Below are 17320 nucleotides of genomic sequence, written 5' to 3' on the forward strand. Positions count from 1 at the left end.
CGCTCGCCCGAATCTGACTCAATGAATCATGAGTGATTCGCTGTGTCCAGAGATTTGGTAAGACTTTCTTAAGACTCTGATATTGTTGGCCTCCCGCTGGACTCATAGGTTGCAGCGGGAGAAGGGTTAGCCTTTTAGCATACGCTCGACGATATCGCGGACGTCGTTGGACAGCGCCGCGCTTCGATCAATCGTCAGCAGCGCGGAGCGGGCATGGTCGGCCCGCTGCGGCTCCAGCGACCGCCAGGAGCGCATCGCGGTGAGAAGCCGTGCAGCCAGCTGCGGGTTCTTCGGATCGATCGAGAGGATCTGGGACGCGAGGAAGCGATAGCCAGCGCCATCGGCCCGGTTGAAGCCGGTCGGATTGGCAAACACGAAACTGCCGACGAGCGAGCGTACACGGTTCGGGTTCCCGGGCGTGAAATGCGGGTCCGCCATCAGCGCGTTGACGCGGTCGAGGGTCGCGGCACCGGGGATGGTGGCCTGAACCGCGAACCACTTGTCGATGACGAGCGGATTGACGTCGAAGCGGGTCAGGAAGGCGCCCAGCGCGCCTTCGGTTTCGGCGGAATCCGGGAAGCGATGGGCAAGCAGGGTGAGCGCCTGCAGGAGGTCGGTCATGTTGCCGGCGTCGCTGAAGGCTTCCGCCACCGGTGCTGGCGACTGCTCGGCATAGGTGAGGTAGCTGAGGGCGATGTTGCGCAGCGCCCGCTTTCCAGCGTCCTGCGCATCCGGGCTGAAGGCGCCATCCGGGCGCATCGTCTGGAAGAGCCGCTGGAAGGTCGAGCGTCCGGCCTCTGCAATGGCTTTCAGAACGCTGGTACGGCCCGCATGGATGGCGTCGGGGTCGTTGTTCTTGCCGAGCTCTCGGGCAATATCGGCTTCGCTCGGCAGCGTCAGCACCTGGGCGCGGAAGGCAGGCTCGAGGCTCTCGTCATCGGCGGTCTCGATCAGGGCCGAGATCAGGGCCGAAGGCGTCTCGGCGGTCTTGCCGTCCTGCGTGTCGCGCGTGGCCTGGATGAGGCTCGGCAGCGCCAGATCCGTCAGCGCCTGCCAGCGGGCAAAGAGATCCGGGTCGTGGCGCGCAATATGGGCGAGATCATCCGGGCTCTGGTCGAGATGGAGGTTGATCGGTGCCGAGAAGCCGCGGTTGAGCGACAGCACGGGCCGCGAGGCGATGCCGGAGAATGTGAAGGTCTGGTTGCGCTGCGTCAGGTGCAGCACCTCTCCCGTGACCTCGCCGCCCGTGACCGAGGTCGCGGTAGCAACGGTGCCGTCCGCAAGGATCAGGGCAAACGAGAGCGGAATATGCATGGGCTCCTTGCTGGGCTGTCCCGGCGTTGCGGGCACCATCTGCTCCAGCGAAAGCGTGAAGGTCGCCATCGTCGCGTCGTAGGCGCCCGATGCGGTGACCAGCGGAGTGCCCGCCTGGTGGTACCAGAGCGAGAACTGGCTGAGGTCGCGGCCGGTCGCGTCCTCGAAGCATTTGACGAAGTCCTCGACGGTTGCCGCGTCGCCGTCATGCCGTTCGAAGTAGAGGTCGAGCCCCTTCTTGAAGTTCTCCGCGCCGAGCAGGGTGGCGATCATGCGGATCACCTCCGAGCCCTTCTCGTAAATGGTCGTCGTGTAGAAGTTGTTGATCTCGCGGTATTTGGTCGGGCGAACGGGATGAGCCAGCGGCCCCGCATCCTCGGGGAACTGCTCCGACTTCAGGTGCCGCACTTCCGCAATGCGCTTGACGGGACGCGAGCGCATGTCGGCGGAGAACTCGTGGTCGCGATAGACGGTGAGGCCTTCCTTGAGGCTGAGCTGAAACCAGTCGCGGCAGGTGATGCGGTTGCCGGTCCAGTTGTGGAAATACTCGTGGGCGATGATCGCCTCGATATTGGCGTAGTCCTGGTCGGTCGCCGTCTCCGGGTCCGCCAGCACATATTTGTCGTTGAAGACGTTGAGGCCCTTGTTCTCCATGGCCCCCATGTTGAAGTCGGAGACGGCGACGACCATGAAGATGTCGAGGTCGTATTCGCGGCCGAACCGCTCCTCGTCCCACTTCATCGAACGCTTCAACGCATCCATGGCAAAGGCTGCGCGGGGCTCTTTTCCGTGCTCCACATAGATCTTCAGCGCCACGTCGCGGCCGGACATCGTCGTGAAGCTGTCCTCGACGACGCCGAGATCGCCGGCGACAAGGGCGAACAGGTAGGAAGGCTTCGGATGAGGGTCGAACCAGGCGGCAAAATGCCGGCCTTCGTCGTAATTGCCGCCGCCGAGATAGTTGCCATTGGAGAGCAGCAGCGGATTGGCGGCTTTGTCGGCAATGATGGTAATCGTGTAGGGTGCCAGAACGTCCGGGCGATCCGGGAAATAGGTGATGCGGCGGAAGCCTTCAGCCTCGCACTGCGTGCAGTAGATGCCATTGGTACGGTAGAGGCCCATCAACTGGCTGTTGGCTTGCGGGTTGATGAAGGTGGTGACGGTGATCTCGAACGGCCCGCTTGCCGGCAGGTCGCTGATCGTCAGCGACTGAGTGGTTTCTGTGTATTGTTCAGCCGGAATTTCGTTCTGGTCGAGCAGCAGCCCCGAGAGCGACAGTTCGTCGCCATCGAGCACCAAGGGTGCTGCGGGATCGACACCATCGCGGCGATGGAAGATCAGCCGTGCATCGACCTTGGTATTCGCTGGATCGATCTCGAAGGTGAGGTCGACCCGCTCCAGAACAAAATCCGTGGGACGATAGTGAGCCAGTTCGACGATCTTGTTTTCAGATGTACTCATAAGTACACGACTTCCTATTCGTAGCTGAAGAGGTTGCTTCAAAGGCCGTCTGGCGGCGTCAGTTGCGGGAATTGGATTCGGATGATGCCTGGGGTGCCCCGATCCGTCTAATTGAGCGCGCCGGTTGAGGAGTCGGGCGTTCAGCAGAAGAAGACACAGGGGCAATCCTTTCAGCGGCAGGGATGGACGGACCGTACCAATGGGATGCTAACATGATGCTAACGGAGTTTGCAGTTCCAGTTTGCCATTTTTGGTACTCTCCGTGTGCTCGTGAAGGGAATACGGCTGTCGGGACGGAGAAACAGGTCGCGATCGTCAGCAAACCGATTGAAGTTCGACGGTTACGTCCGCATATGCCGTGTTCTCATCAAATCTAAGCTATGAGGATTGCGCGGCTGCAAACAGTCCCGTCTCTGTTTCTTTTTCAAAGAACTGAAATTTAAAGTATTGATCAAACACGTTTATGTTGCGTTGCGGTAGTTATCTCGCTATGTGTTTCACTTTGTGGGGAACCGGTTTGTAGACGGAGCGTCTGCAAGCAGAGTTAACTTAGATCGCTGGCGTTGTAGTGTAATGCGGGTTTTCATCACCATCGTGCACCTTTCGGACATCGCCTGCCTCTTTGCCGGTCACTATCCCGTGTCCGCTCGGGAGGTGAGGGCATGAAGATCCTGATCGTCGGGCTGAACTACGCGCCGGAGAAGATCGGGATCGCGGTCTACACGCAGGGCATGGCCAAGGCCATGGCTGCAGCGGGCCATCAGGTCACGATCGTCTGCGCGCAACCCTACTACCCGGCCTGGAAACTTCTGCCCGGTGCCAGACAGGCCTATCAGCGGTCGGTAGAGGATGGCGTGACGGTGATCCGTTGCCCGCTCTATGTTCCCGCCCGTCCCAGCAGCGCCCGGCGCATCTTGCATCATGTCAGCTTCGCCCTCAGTTGCCTTTTCCCCGTGCTGAAAGCGGCGATCGGCGGACGCCCCGACGTCGTCTTCTGCATCGCGCCGTCCTTGATCGCCGCACCCTGCGGGCGTCTTGCCGCTTTCCTCTCGGGGGCGAAATCCTGGTTGCACGTCCAGGATTTCGAGGTCGAGGCGGCGTTCGCTACGCAATTGCTGAGCGACAAGGGCGTAATCGCGCGACTCGCGATGAAGTTTGAATCGACGGTGCTCCGGTCATTCGACCGCGCCAGCAGCATTTCACCGCAGATGTGCAAGCACCTGATCAGCAAGGGCGTGCCCGCCGAGCGGGTGGTCGAGTTTCGCAATTCAGGGGATCTGTCCAAGGTCAGGCCACTGACGGAGCCGTCTCCCTATCGCGCCGAATGGGACATCACGACCGAGCACGTGGCGCTCTACTCCGGAAATATCGCCAACAAGCAGGGCATCGAGATCCTGGTCGAGGCAGCACGGCAGCTGGTCCACCGCCAGGACCTGACCATTGTCGTCTGCGGCGAGGGGCCCAACCGCGCGGCGCTCGAGACGCGGGCCGAGGGCCTGCCCAACATCCAGTTCCGCGATCTCCAGCCGCGTGAGCGGATTAGCGATCTCGTCGGCCTCGCGACGGTCCATCTCCTGCCGCAACTCGGCAGCGCGGCCGACCTGCTGCTGCCCTCGAAGCTGATCAACATGCTTGCCTCGGGCCGTCCCGTCATCGCGACGGCGGCCCCCGGCACCGGCCTTGCTCAGGAGGTGGAGGGGTGCGGCCTGGTGACCGAACCGGACGACGTAGCGTCATTTGCCACCGCAATCGAGGTCATGCTCGACAATCCTGATCTGCGCGAACGCTACGGGCGCGCGGCCCGGGCCTGCGCCGAGGAGCGATGGAGCGAAAAGACGGTGGTCGAGCGGCTGATGCAGGAACTGCATGAGCTGGTGGAGCGGGGACGTGCCACCAGGCCGGCCGAAGTGAGACCGTTGAAGCGCTTTCGCCGCGCGCCGCGATAGTTCCCTCCCGCCAAGCGTCGCCACGCCCGAAGCCGGGCTTAGACGCAATGGGGGGCGCGGCAGGCTCCTTCCAGTCACCGTTATTGATCGGTCCATCATCAGTTTTGATGTCGAGCTGGAGATATTTCCTTTACTCTCGCAGGCGCTAGATCTTCCCCGCAACTGCTCCCGCCTCCCATGACCTCGCGTCTGGTCGCATTTCCAAGAGTGTAGAATGACCGTCGAAGCGGGCAATCCCCTGCGGGGGATCATGTTCAAGATCCTCTCCGTCATGATCTTCGTGATGATGCAGGCCTGCATCAAGGGCGCGGGGGAGGGCGTTCCGGCGGGGCAGATCACCTTCTACCGTTCGGCGTTCGCGCTGATCCCGATCATCGCCTACCTGGCATGGCAGCGCGACCTGCGCACCGCCGTGCAGACGGAGAGGCCCTTCGGCCATCTGAAGCGCGGCTTCTTCGGCATTCTGTCGATGGCCTTCGGGTTCTACGGACTGGTTCATCTGCCGCTCCCCGAAGCCATTGCCATCGGCTATGCCTCTCCGCTGATGGCCGTCGTCTTCGCCGCCGTGATTCTCGGCGAGAAGGTGCGCGTCTATCGCTGGAGTGCGGTGGTAGCGGGCATGTTCGGCGTGCTGATCGTCTCCTGGCCGAAGCTGACGCTGTTTCAGGAGGGCGGATTTCAGTCGACCCAGGCTCTGGGGGCTGCGGCAGTGCTGCTGGCGGCGGTGCTGAGCGGGCTTGCCATGGTCCAGGTGCGCCAGCTGGTGCAGACCGAAAAGACGCCGACGATCGTCTTCTATTTCTCGCTCTCCGGGGCGATGTTTTCCCTGGTGAGCCTGCCCTTCGGCTGGACCGTGCTGACGGGAGAGCAGGCGGTGCTCTTGATCTCGGCTGGAATTTTCGGGGGGATTGCGCAGATCTTCCTGACGGAGAGCTACCGGCATGCCGACGTGTCGGCAGTGGCGCCGTTCGAATACACGTCGTTCCTGCTGGGGATCGTCATCGCCTTCGTGTTCTTCAACGATATCCCGACTCTGCCGATGGTGGTAGGCACGGGGATCACCATGTCCGCCGGCATCTTCATCGTCTACCGCGAGCACAGGCTGGGGCTGGAGCGCAAGGCAGCCCGAAAAGCGTCGTCTCCGCCGAACTGATCGCTCAGAGCGGGATGGCGGCAGTCTGCGGATTGGCGGCAACGACGGTGTCGATGCGGGCAGCGCCGGCCTGGCGGAATTCGCGGGCGGCGCTGACGGCCGTGCCCACGTCGGTCCAGGTCTGCCGCAGGGCGCGCAAGGGGTGAATGCCGGTCATGGGGGTCGTCCTGTGTTGGGACGCGGCGCGATCAGCGCTCGCGGAAATCCGTGAAGATGGAGGCCGGGCGCGTGATCCTGCCGACACCGGCCATGGCGCGGGCAGACAGCTGCTCATTGGTGACCGAGCCGAAATGATGATAGCCCTGTGTCGAACGCGGCGAGAGGCCGGTGTTGCGGAGGCTTTCGAAGCCGGAATGGATCGGGCGCGAGCGGATCGTCATGGCCTTGGTTCCTTGACCTAGAGTTCCTCCCAAAACACAGTCTCCATATTGCGGTGCAGCATCGATTCGGCAAGCCGCCTAAAGGCTACACTGCCATGCGCCATCAGCATGGCTATGTTCATAATCCTTTTACATTGATCAAATTTCGGGCTGGCTTGCGGAGCTGCCGGTGCGCAGTGCCTGCGAAAACAGCAGCAGGTCCTGCCAGGCCAGCGCCTTGTTGGCGGGTGCCATCAGCAGCTCCTGCGGGTGCAGCGTCGCCAGAGCTTGCATTGTCCGCCCGGCCACGGTCACGTCGCGCCATTGCCCGCGCAGGCTGTGGATCGTGCCGCTGCTGCCGCCGAAGAAGAAGCGCGCCGGGAAATTGCCGAGCAGCAGCAAATGATCCGGCTCCGCCAGCGCGATCTGCCGCTCGATGAAGGGCTGGCAGATGGCAGTCTCTGCCGGCGATGCCATGCGGTTGCCCGGCGGCCGCCACGGAATGATGTTGGTGATGGCGACCGTCTGCCGCGACAGGCCGATGGCCGCGAGCATGCGGTCGAGAAGCTGGCCGTGCCGGCCTGAAAAGGGCGCGCCGTCGCGGTCGTCCTCGGCGTTCGGCATCGGCCCGATCACCAGGATGCGGGAGCCCAACTGGCCGGTCATGAAGAGGGTGGAGCGGGCGCTGTTCTTCAGGTTGCAGCCGCCGAAGGCTTCGATCGCCGTCTTCAACTCGTCGAGCGTGCGGGCGCTGTCGGCGGCAAAGCGCGCCGCGGCTACCGCCTGATCGTCGGGCACGGCGACGGACGGCGGAGGATTGAGCGGCGCGGAGGCGGCGGCTGCGCGCGACGGCGCCTTCCGGTCCTCGGGCTCTGCCTGTACCGGAACCTGCGCCCGGCGCACCTGCTCGCGGGCCGCCTGCTGCGCCTGGAACTCCTCGAACCGGTCGATCGGCGAATCTTCCAGCAGCCAGTCGACGCCCGCATCCGCATAGAAATGCAGAAGCGCTGCGAGTTCGCCGGCTTCGAGGTCTTTCGCCTGGATCATGGCGCCACTCTAGCGAAGGCCAGGGCGTCGGGAAAGCGTCATGCCGCCCATTGCTCCAGATCGTCGCTCTCGCCGATCAGCGCCAGGCCGTGGGCAATCGACAGAAGCTCGCCGCCGCTCTCGATCTTCTCGTCGCCGAAGCGGCGGGTGAAGATGGAGCGGACGGCTGGCACGAAGGAGGTGCCGCCGGTGAGGAAGACCTTGTCGATGGCGGAAGCCTCGGTGTTGGTCTTGGCCAGTACCTCGTCGAGTGCTCCCTCCATGCGCACGAGATCGTCGGCGATCCAGCCCTCGAAGGCGTCGCGGCGCACGGTCTTGCGCCCGGCGCGGCCGAGCGGCGCGAAATTGAATTCCGCCTCTTCCGACTGCGACAACGCCATCTTCGTGGCCGAGACAGCCTGGTAGAGCGGATAGCCCTCGTCGTGCTCGACAAGATCGACGAAGGTTTCGAGCTTCTCCGGCTCCAGCGACGCGCGGATCAGCGACTTCAGGTCAGCGAATTCCTTGGATCCCTTGAAGATCGACAGCTGGTTCCAGCGCGAAAAGCTGGTGTAGTAGTTGCTCGGCACATCAAGCACCTTGTCGAAGCTCTTGAACTGGCTGCCCTTGCCGATCTCGGGCGCCACGAGATGATCGATCATCCGCGCATCGAACTGGTCGCCGGCGATGCCGACGCCGGAATGGCCGATGGGCGTCGCCGTCAGCCGGCCGGCCTGCCGCTCGAAGCGGATCAGCGAATAGTCGGTGGTGCCGCCGCCGAAATCAGCCACCAGCACGGTGGCGTCCCGCGTCAGCGTCTGCGCGAAGTAGTGAGCTGCCGCCACCGGCTCGTAGACGTAGTGGATCTCCGGAAAGCCGAGCCGCGTCAGCGCCGCGTTGTAGCGCTCCAGCGCCAGCGTCTCGTTGGGGCTGGCGCCGGCGAAATGCACCGGACGGCCGACAACGATCCGCGTGGCATCGGTGGGCCAGCCTTCGCCGGCATACGTGGAAAGCCGCCGCAGGAAGATCTCCATCAGATCCTCGAATTGATGGCGCCGCGCATAGATCAGCGTGCCCTGGAAGAGGGCGCTTGCCGCGAATGTCTTGATCGACTGCAGGAAGCGGCAATCGCCGGGATTGTCGATGAACTGGCGGATCGCCGCCTGGCCCGCCTCCACCTTCAGCGCCTGCGCCCCCATCAGCGGATCCTTCATGAAGGACAGCGCCGTGCGCATCGTGTCGGTGGTGCCGGCACTGCTGGTGAACGCCATCGAATCGGTGGAGCCACCGCCGGCGGCAAGCGCCATGACGGTATTGGTCGTGCCGAAATCCAGCCCCAGCGTCCGTGCCATGGTCATACTCCTGCTCTTGTCCGTGGTGGCCCGATCCCGGGCGTGGTGGCCCCGGAAACGGCAAAGGGCGCGGTTGTGCGCGCGCCCCGAATGAATTTGAGAGCGCGCCTGATCGCACAGGCAGGGCGGGATGGCAAGGGTGGGCGCAGTTCGATCTCCCCCATCTGGGGGAGAGGGGGGAGAGGTCGGCGGAGCCGACAGAAGGGGTGAAGCGCCGCCCTCAGTGCCTGCGGCTTTACCCCCCTCTGCCCCTTCGGGGCATCTCCCCCACAAGGGGGGAGATCGTCCGCTGCCTTTGCGCCTCTCTGTCCCTGCCGCAGTCCTGGCCGGCGATCATCGATTGCCTGTATTGATGCAAGCCGCTTATAAGGCGCGCGTCAAACGAGAGGAGCCTCACCATGATCCTGCGCAGACGCAGCCTGTTCGCCGCCGCCATGGGATTTTCGGCGCTGTTTGCCGGCACTTTGCCGGCGCTCGCAGCCGATCCGATCCGCTGCACCGTCGTCATCGACGCGGCCACCGGCGAACCGATCCACCGCGAGGGTGACTGCGACCGGCGCGTCTATCCGATGTCGACCTTCAAGCTGCCCTTGGCCATGATGGGCTATGACGCCGGCATCCTGAAAGACGAGCCGACGCCGCGCTGGGAATACCAGCAGAAGTTCAACGCCCCGAAGCGGGTGCAGAAGGCGACTGATCCGACAAGCTGGGAGGCGGACTCGGTGGTCTGGTACTCGCAGGAATTGACCCGCCGGCTGGGGGAGAAGGCGTATGGCGACTACGTCCGCGGCTTCGACTACGGCAATGGCGATGTGGCGGGCGGCCCCGGCAGGACGGATGGCCTGACGGAAAGCTGGCTGATGTCGTCGCTGGAGATCTCGCCGGACGAGCAGGTGGCCTTCCTGCGCCGCTTCCTCGGCGGCGAACTGCCGATTTCCGAGCGTGCCATGGAGATGACGCAGGCGATCACGCCGCGCTTTGCGGCAGCCGACGGCTGGACCGTGCACGGCAAGACGGGCGCTGGCCGGCTGCGCGACGATGCGGGCAAGCCCGCGTCCGACCGGCCGCTCGGCTGGTTCGTCGGCTGGGCGGAGCGGGACGGCAGGCAAGTCGTTTTTGCCCGCCTGCATGTGGCCAACCGGGCCCATGACCAGCCGTTGAGCCCGCAGGTGCGCGACAGCGTGATCGACGACCTGCCGGGGATACTGGCCGGGCGCGAGTGAGCGGATCGAGCAAGCGCTAGTTGGCGGTGGCCTATGCTAGGCGATGGCCTCCGCCACCATGTCCGGATGCAGCCCGATGACGCGGATATAGGCGATGGCAAAGTCGGGCGCGGAAACCCTGGCCTGTTCCCAGTCGCGCAGAGTGCCGACCGGCACCCGAAACCGGTGAGCAAAGGCGGACTGCGACAGGCCCAGGCCGGTCCGTGTCTTGCGGATTAGCCGGGCGCGCTGTCCGCGCTCCATAGCTTCGGCGCTGACGTCGAAGTCTTCCGCGTCGGCCGGATCAGCCGCCAGTGTGATAGGCTCGTTCTTCACCCGTGTTGCTCCTTCTCACCGAGATGAAACGGGGTAGGCTCTCTCGCCACACAAAAACTGCGGTGAACAGTTTTCCCTCAACCATGCCGACTACTTTGAAGCGCTCCTCACCATCGATCTCACGGATCGACGGAATGACGAGATGGTTGTCGTCCATGAAAATCCGATGCCCGAAAACGAGGGGCAATCCGTGCTTCTCTCGATTGACCGCGTCCTTGACGGGATCAAATCCTGGTTGCTCCATGATGCCTCACTATACGGAAATTCCGTATATCAAGCAAGACGAAATGTCTAACGCCGCCGTCCCGCCCAGATGAGCGCGGCGCCTGCGAGTGCCAGCACGGCGCCATAGGCAATCCAGGGCGACTGGTCGATCATGAAGCTGGAGGCGGGGTAGGGGAAGATGCCGCTGCCCTGGGCCATCCAGATCACGCCCATCAGCACGGCGATGGCGCCGATGACGATCAGCAGGATTTTCATAAAAACCTCTCCTTCAAGGATTGACCCAAGGTTATGGGTTCCGGCATCAGCCGGGGATCTGGCCGTCTTCCGGTTCGGCGTAATCGGAAGGCGGATGCGGGTGGTCGCGCAGCAGCCGCCACGCGCCGAAGAGCACGATCAGGCCGAAGGCGACGACGAGGGCGCCGTTGATGGTCCAGACGCTGAGCTCGCTCATGAAGCCGGTGGCCGGCAGTCGGATCATCCCGGTGCCATGGGCGATCCAGGCAAGGCCGGTGACGATGATCAGCGCCGCGACGCCGATCATCCCTGTGCGTAGGCGATCCATGGTCCCCTCCCGTGGAATGGTTCTTTCGGCTGTCACTATAGCAGCCGCCGGAAGCGGCGCCAGTGGCCACGGTTGGCGGACGGAAAGGCGGAGCCCGCGCGCCAGGCGCGGGCCGAGAGGTGTCAGATCGACCTGGAGGCGGCGCCATCGACGCGCAGCATCGTGCCGTTGACGTAGCTTGCCGGTGCCGAGCAGAGGAAGGCGGCGGCGGCGCCGAATTCCTCGACGGTGCCGAGACGCCCCGTCGGGATGGATTTGAGCGAAGCCGCGCGGACGTCTTCCATCGACTTGCCCTGGCGCTTGGCGTTGGCGCCATCCAGCTCGTCGATGCGGTCGGTATGGATGCGGCCGGGCAGGATCATGTTGGAGGTGATGCCGTGCGGCGCGACTTCCGCCGAGAGCGTCTTGTTCCAGCCGACCAGTGCGCCGCGCAGCGTATTCGACAGGGCAAGGTTGGGGATCGGCTCGAAGACGCCGGAGGAGGCGACTGTCAGGATGCGGCCGAAGCCTTGCGCCTTCATCTGCGGCAGCAGCGCATTGGTGAGCGTGATCACCCTGAGCACCATCGACTGGAAGAAGGTTTCCAGCTTCTCGGCGGTCATCTCTTCCGCCGTGCCGGGCGTCGGGCCGCCGGTGTTGTTGACGAGGATGTCGATGCCGCCGAGCTTCTCCTCTACGGCCTTCACCATCGTTGCGACGAAATCGGCATCGGAGAGGTCGCCGCCGACCCAGTCGGCCTTGCCCTTGCCTTCGGCAATGATTGTCTTGCAGTTCTCGGCAAGGCGTTCCTCCGTGCGGCCGACCAGCAGCACATGCGCGCCTTCACGCGCCAGCGCCGTTGCAATGCCGAGGCCGAGGCCGCGCGAGGAGGCGAGCACGAGGGCGCGCTTGCCGGAGATTCCGAGATCCATGGTCTAGTCCTTCTCTGCTTTCAAAATCATGTCGCGCGGAACTTACCGGCGCCGGCCGGTTCCGGAAAGGGCAGGTCGGCGGGAAAATGACCTAGGTCAAGGCGCGCGCCGCAGGAAGGGATGCATATTGCAGCGAAAGCCCCTGCGCGAGCAGCCGGCGCGGAGATGACCGCCGGGAGTGCGGGGGCAATGCGGGAGGAGCAAGAATGAGCCTGGATCGCCTCGTGGCAAGCCGCCGCGCCTTTCTCGGCGCCGCCGCAGCCGGCATGGCTGCCGTTTCGGCGGGGCTGCCGGCCCGTGCGCAGAGGCTGCAGACGAAGGCCCATATCGTCATCATCGGTGCCGGTGCCGCCGGGACGGCTCTCGCCAGTCGGCTGGTCGAGCGCCTCGAGGGGGCTCAGATCACCGTGATCGACGGCCGCGCCGAACATCTCTACCAGCCCGGCCTGTCGCTCGTCGCCGCCGGCCTGAAGCCTGCCGCCTACACCCTGTCGCGGACCACCGACTGGCTGCCGCGCGGCGTCACGCTGATCGCCGAGCCCGCCGCCGCCATCGACCCGGTGGCAAAGACGGTCGCCACCGCCGGCGGCCAGGTTCTCTCCTACGATTTCCTCGTCGTGGCCCCGGGCCTCGTGCTCGACCATGACGCCATCGAGGGTTTCACGCTCGATCTCGTCGGCAAGAACGGCATCGGTGCTCTGTATGCCGGTTCCGAGTATGCGGCGAAGACCTGGGAGGCCGCGTCGAAGTTCACGCAAGAGGGCGGCATCGCCTCTTCACCCGCCCGGCAACCGAGATGAAATGCGCCGGAGCCCCGCTCAAGCACACCTTCCTGATCGAGGACATCGCCAGCCGCACCGTCGGCAAGGGCAGATACGAGATGCATTACGCCGCGCCGCAGACGGCGCTCTTCTCCGTGCCGATCGTTGCGGAGAAGGTGCGGATGCTGTTTGCCGAACGCGGCATCGCCAGCCATTTCGGCCATGTGCTGAAGTCCGTCGACGCGGGCCGCAAGCAGGCGACCTTCGCCACCACCGATGCGGCCGGCGTGACCGGCACGGTGGAAATGCCCTACGACTACCTGCATGTGATCCCGCCGCAGCGGGCCCCCGACGTCATCCGCCAATCCGGCCTCTCCTGGGGCGATAAATGGATCGATCAGGGCTGGGTGGAGGTCGATCAGAAGACGCTGCGCCATCGGCGCTTCCCCGAGGTCTTTGCGCTCGGCGACGTGGCCGGCGTGCCGAAGGGCAAGACGGCGGCCAGCGTCAAATGGCAGGTGCCGGTGGTCGAGGACCATCTGCTGGCGGCAATTTCGGGCGGCGAGGGGACGCTGGCCTATGACGGCTACACCTCATGCCCGCTGATCACCCGCGTCGGCCGGGCCATGCTGGTGGAGTTCGATTACAACAACAACCTGATCCAGTCCTTCCCCGGCGTCATCGCGCCGCTGGAGGAGCTGTGGATCAGCTGGCTGATGAAGGAGGTGGCGCTGAAGGCCACCTATAACGCCATGCTGCGCGGCAGGGCCTGAGGGGAGACGGACATGCAGGAACTGACGCTGGCGACCCTGATCGCCGTATTCCAGGAGATGTTCGGCCCGGTTCTGTTCTGGGCCCTTGTTGCAACCGTTGCCGTGATCACCGTCCTCTATGTCTATGTGCTGATCCGCGACCGATCGTTTTCGATGCGCCGTTTCCTGCTGGCGCAGCTGTCGATGCCCATTGGTGCGGTCGCGGCGGTGGCCTTCGTCGAGGTGGTGACGGACTCCCATCTGCGCGACATCGGCGGGGCGATCGACGTCATCGTGCTGCTGGGCGTTGCCCTCCTCGGCGCCTTCGGATTTGCCGTTCTCGTCTATACGGCCCAGTCACTGGTGCGGGGGCCGCCGCAGAACGCGCGCTGATCCGGCGCAAACCACCACAAGCTTTGACATTTGCCGTTTCCCTGAGTAGGAACTGCGCCATGTAGAGCTGCGAGTGTTGCAGCCACGCGCGCAGATGCGCAGGAAAATCCGAAAGACAGGTATATGTCAGAACTGAATGGCGCCGTCCCGGCGATCGCCAAGGCGTTGACGAAGCGCGGTTACGAAACGCTCACCCCCGTGCAGAAGGCCATGCTCGACCCGGCCCTCATCACCGCCGATGCGCTGGTCTCCGCCCAGACCGGCTCCGGCAAGACGGTCGCCTTCGGCCTGGCCATGGCGCCGACCCTGCTGGGCGATGCCGAACGCTTCGGCAGCGCCGGCGCGCCGCTGGCGCTTCTCATCGCTCCGACCCGCGAACTGGCCATGCAGGTCAACCGCGAGCTCGAATGGCTCTACGAGATGACCGGCGCGGTGATCGCCAGCTGCGTCGGCGGCATGGACATCCGCAACGAGCGCCGCGCGCTGGAGCGCGGCGCCCATGTCGTCGTCGGCACGCCCGGCCGCATCTGCGACCACATCCGCCGCAAGGCGCTCGACATGTCGGAAGTCCGCGTCGCCGTCCTCGACGAAGCCGACGAAATGCTCGACCTCGGCTTCCGCGAAGACCTCGAGTTCATCCTCGAAGCAGCGCCGGAAGAACGGCGCACGCTGATGTTCTCGGCAACCGTCTCCTCCGGCATCGCCAAGCTCGCCAAGCGCTACCAGCGCAATGCGGTGCGCATCGCCACCACGTCTGAAGAGAAGCAGCATGCGGATATCGAATACCGCGCCCTGCTCGTCGCCTCGGCCGACCGCGAGAACGCCATCGTCAACGTGCTGCGCTACTACGACGCCAAGAACGCCATCGTGTTCTGCTCGACGCGTGCCGCCGTCAATCACCTGACCGCCCGCTTCAACAACCGCAACTTCGACGTCGTGGCGCTGTCGGGCGAACTGACGCAGAACGAGCGCACCCATGCGCTGCAGGCCATGCGCGACGGACGCGCCCGCGTCTGCATCGCCACCGACGTCGCCGCCCGCGGCATCGACCTTCCGGGCCTCGACCTCGTTATCCACGCCGACCTGCCGACCAATTCCGAAACCCTGCTGCACCGCTCGGGCCGCACCGGCCGCGCCGGTCGCAAGGGCATCAGCGCGATGATCGTGCCGGTCAACCAGCGCCGCAAGGCCGAGCGCCTGCTCGCCGGCGCCGACGTGACGCCGACCTGGGACCGTCCGCCGTCGGCTGAAGAGGTGACCGGTCGCGACCAGGAACGCCTGCTCGCCGATCCGATCTTCCTGGAAAAGCCGCGCGAGGAGGAGCAGGATATCGTCGCACGGCTCGCCGAGACCTATGGCGCCGAGAAGCTCGCGGCCGCCTTCGTCAACCTCTACCGCTCCAAGCAGTCGGCGCCCGAGGATCTGATCGAGGTTTCCGTGCAGCCGGGTGCTGTCCGCAAGCCCCGCGAAGGCGGTGACGGTCGTCCCGAGTTCGAAAGCACGCCTCGCACGCCGCGCGGCGAATTCGGTCCCTCCGTCTGGTTCTCGCTGTCCGTCGGTCGCAAGCAGAATGCCGAGCCGCGCTGGCTGATCCCCATGCTCTGCCGCAACGGCAATCTAACCAAGACCGAAATCGGTGCGATCAAGATGCAGACGGAGGAAACCTTCGTCGAGATCTCCGCCGCCCACGCCGAAAGCTTCGCCGAAGCCATCGGCAAGGACAAGACGCTGGAGCGCGGCATCCGCGTGACGCGCCTCGACGGCACACCGGACTTCAGCCGCCAGGCCGAATCCAAGCCTTACGCCAAGAAGTCCTATGAGGATCGTCAGGCGCGCGAAGGCGCCCGCGACGACTGGGCAGGCAAGCCGAAGAAGAAGTTCTCCGGCGCGCCGCAGATCCGCGACGAGCGGCCATCGGACAAGCCGGCCGGCGACCGCCCCTTCAAGGGCAAGCCCCCCTTCAAGAAGGAAGGCAAGCCGTTCAACAAGGACGCCAAGCCTTACGCCAGCGACGGCAAGCCCTTTGCCAAGAAGGGCAAGCCGAAGCAGGCGAACGGCGGCCCCGACCGTCGCAAGTAACGAAATGAAGGGTGCCTAGAAGGGCACCTTGCCAGGATTGAACAGGCCCTTGGGATCGAGGGCCTGTTTCAGCGCCCGCCCCAGGGCCTTCTTCTCCGGCGACACGAAGCTTTCGTAGCCGTGACGCTTCTCCAGCCCCACCCCATGCTCTGCCGAAAAACTGCCGCCCGCCTCGTGGATGCCGGCATAGACGGCCCGCTCGACGGCCTGCAGTTCCGCCTCCGGCAGCGGCCCCTTCCTGATCAGCGTCAGATGCAGGTTGCCGTCGGCGATGTGCCCGTAGACATAAGCCGCATAGGTCGGATTGATCTCTTTCAGGCGGCTTTCGAGGCCGGCCACATAGGCGTCGAGGAAGAGCGGCGGCACGGAGATGTCGAAGGAGGCCGCCAGCGGGATTTCGGCGTAGTAGAAGCCCGAATCCTCGCGGATGTCCCAGAACTTGCGTGCCTGATCGAGCGACTGCGCCACGATGCCGCCCTTGAGGTCGAGCGGTTCCCATAGCTGCTCCAGACCCTCTTCGAGTGTTGCGGTGGCCGCCTCCACGCTTTCCCCCGAGACTTCGATGAGAAGGGCGGCTGCATCCGCCTCCAGCCACGACAGGTCCAGCCCCTTTAGCGCTGCATGGTCGCGAATGTAGCGTGGCCACATCATCTCCGCTGCTTCCAGCGTGACGGTGGGGAGCGAGCGGAAGTGGCGCACGAGCGCCAGCGCCGTGCGGGCATCGGCAACGCCGACCAGCGCCGTGGCGCGGTGCGCGCGCTGCGGCTCCAGCGTCAGCACGATGCGGGTGACGAAGCCGAAGGCGCCTTCGCCGCCGATAAAGAGCTGCTTCAGGTCCGGTCCGGCGGACACCTTCACGACGCGGGTGAGGTCGGAAAAGATGTCTCCGGAGGGCAGCACCGCCTCCAGGCCGAGGACCTGATGGCGCATGACACCGTTGCGGAAGGCGAGGATGCCGCCGGCATTGGTGGAGACCATGCCGCCGACTGTGGCGGTGCCGCGCGATCCGAGATCGATCCCGGTCGTCAACCCGTGCAGTGCCGCCGCCTGCTGCAGCGCCTCCAGCGTCACCCCCGCCTCGACGGTCGCCGTCATCTCTTCCGGCTCGATCGACAGGATGCGGTTGAGACGTGCCGTCGACAGTATCACCTCGCCCGGCCCGCTGATGCCGCCGCCGACCAGTCCGGTAAGTCCGCCCTGCGGCACGATCGTTACCCCATGGGCTGCACACCAGGCCACCAGCGCCGAGGCGGCCTCCGTCGAGGACGGTTGGGCCATTGCCTGCGCGCCGAAATTCTCGGAATGCTCGCCCGGGTGCCGGCCGGCAAGGTCTTCGGCGGTGAGGATGGTCAGGTCGGGGTGCAGGCGAGACAGGGCTTCCAGCAGGTCCTGGGGCGTGAAGGGAGAGGGGGAGCCGATGAGTGTCATGCGGGAACTGCTCTGCTAAGGTTCGGCACGCAAATGCAAGACTTGGCCTGGCATTGCAAG

At 64.7% G+C, this 17320-nt stretch carries 16 protein-coding genes and 1 pseudogene; 6 read left to right on the top strand and 11 right to left on the bottom strand.

The genetic code is table 11. The features are described from left to right. Positions 1-126: 126 nt before the first annotated feature. Positions 127-2775 (bottom strand): M1 family metallopeptidase, encoded by a 2649-nt coding sequence (gene pepN, locus M1E10_RS13780; protein ID WP_499176997.1) that lies wholly within the window; start codon positions 2773-2775, stop codon positions 127-129. A gap of 662 nt (positions 2776-3437) precedes the next feature. Here pepN and M1E10_RS13785 point away from each other — a divergent pair. Both M1E10_RS13785 and M1E10_RS13790 read left to right on the top strand, forming a co-directional pair. Next, complete coding sequence (locus M1E10_RS13785) at positions 3438-4721, top strand: WcaI family glycosyltransferase (RefSeq protein ID WP_499176998.1); 1284 nt, start codon at positions 3438-3440, stop codon at positions 4719-4721. Positions 4722-4935: 214 nt separating this feature from the next. Then, positions 4936-5874: a DMT family transporter gene (locus tag M1E10_RS13790; RefSeq protein WP_499176999.1), complete on the top strand. Its 939-nt coding sequence runs from the start codon at positions 4936-4938 to the stop codon at positions 5872-5874. Positions 5875-5878: 4 nt separating this feature from the next. On the opposite strand, the gene M1E10_RS13795 is transcribed toward M1E10_RS13790, so the two are convergent. The 4 genes from M1E10_RS13795 to M1E10_RS13810 form a co-directional block, all read right to left on the bottom strand. After that, the gene (locus M1E10_RS13795; protein ID WP_499177000.1) at positions 5879-6031 is read right to left on the bottom strand and encodes a hypothetical protein; all 153 of its coding nucleotides are present in this window, start codon (positions 6029-6031) and stop codon (positions 5879-5881) included. Positions 6032-6062: 31 nt separating this feature from the next. After that, positions 6063-6254, bottom strand: a complete 192-nt coding sequence (locus M1E10_RS13800) for a hypothetical protein (protein WP_499177001.1) — start codon at positions 6252-6254, stop codon at positions 6063-6065. Between the two features lie 138 nt (positions 6255-6392). Continuing rightward, positions 6393-7280 (bottom strand): uracil-DNA glycosylase, encoded by an 888-nt coding sequence (locus M1E10_RS13805; protein ID WP_499177002.1) that lies wholly within the window; start codon positions 7278-7280, stop codon positions 6393-6395. Between the two features lie 38 nt (positions 7281-7318). After that, complete coding sequence (locus M1E10_RS13810; RefSeq protein ID WP_499177003.1) at positions 7319-8611, bottom strand: Hsp70 family protein; 1293 nt, start codon at positions 8609-8611, stop codon at positions 7319-7321. Between the two features lie 398 nt (positions 8612-9009). Here M1E10_RS13810 and blaOXA point away from each other — a divergent pair, with 398 nt between their 5' ends. Next, positions 9010-9834: a class D beta-lactamase gene (blaOXA, locus tag M1E10_RS13815; protein ID WP_499177004.1), complete on the top strand. Its 825-nt coding sequence runs from the start codon at positions 9010-9012 to the stop codon at positions 9832-9834. Positions 9835-9870: 36 nt separating this feature from the next. Here the strand turns inward: blaOXA and M1E10_RS13820 are convergent, their stop codons facing one another. From M1E10_RS13820 to M1E10_RS13840, 5 genes are all read right to left on the bottom strand, one after another. Continuing rightward, positions 9871-10149 carry a helix-turn-helix domain-containing protein gene (locus M1E10_RS13820; RefSeq protein WP_499177005.1) on the bottom strand — a complete coding sequence of 93 codons (279 nt, stop codon included), beginning with the start codon at positions 10147-10149 and terminating at the stop codon, positions 9871-9873. Continuing rightward, on the bottom strand, positions 10118-10393 hold the full coding sequence (locus tag M1E10_RS13825; RefSeq protein ID WP_499177006.1) for a BrnT family toxin: 276 nt from the start codon (positions 10391-10393) through the stop codon (positions 10118-10120). Before M1E10_RS13825 ends, M1E10_RS13820 begins: the two co-directional genes overlap by 32 nt. Before the next feature lie 47 nt (positions 10394-10440). Then, entirely contained in the window at positions 10441-10629 is a 189-nt protein-coding gene (locus M1E10_RS13830; protein ID WP_499177007.1) for a hypothetical protein, read from the bottom strand. A gap of 46 nt (positions 10630-10675) precedes the next feature. After that, positions 10676-10936 (bottom strand): hypothetical protein, encoded by a 261-nt coding sequence (locus M1E10_RS13835; RefSeq protein ID WP_499177008.1) that lies wholly within the window; start codon positions 10934-10936, stop codon positions 10676-10678. A gap of 122 nt (positions 10937-11058) precedes the next feature. After that, on the bottom strand, positions 11059-11847 hold the full coding sequence (locus M1E10_RS13840; protein WP_499177009.1) for an SDR family oxidoreductase: 789 nt from the start codon (positions 11845-11847) through the stop codon (positions 11059-11061). 206 nt (positions 11848-12053) lie between these two features. On the opposite strand from M1E10_RS13840, the pseudogene M1E10_RS13845 reads away from it, so the two are divergent. From M1E10_RS13845 to M1E10_RS13855, 3 genes and pseudogenes are all read left to right on the top strand, one after another. Beyond that, positions 12054-13381, top strand: a pseudogene (locus M1E10_RS13845) (NAD(P)/FAD-dependent oxidoreductase). A 12-nt stretch (positions 13382-13393) separates the two neighbouring features. Further along, positions 13394-13753, top strand: a complete 360-nt coding sequence (locus M1E10_RS13850; RefSeq protein ID WP_499177010.1) for a DUF5368 domain-containing protein — start codon at positions 13394-13396, stop codon at positions 13751-13753. Positions 13754-13876: 123 nt separating this feature from the next. Beyond that, positions 13877-15832, top strand: coding sequence for a DEAD/DEAH box helicase (locus M1E10_RS13855; protein ID WP_499177011.1), 1956 nt, complete (start codon positions 13877-13879; stop codon positions 15830-15832). Positions 15833-15847: 15 nt separating this feature from the next. Here the strand turns inward: M1E10_RS13855 and M1E10_RS13860 are convergent, their stop codons facing one another. After that, positions 15848-17260, bottom strand: coding sequence for an FAD-binding oxidoreductase (locus tag M1E10_RS13860; protein ID WP_499177012.1), 1413 nt, complete (start codon positions 17258-17260; stop codon positions 15848-15850). Between the last annotated feature and the right edge of the window lie 60 nt (positions 17261-17320).

The organism is Rhizobium sp. PK7-22, assembly GCF_056530405.1.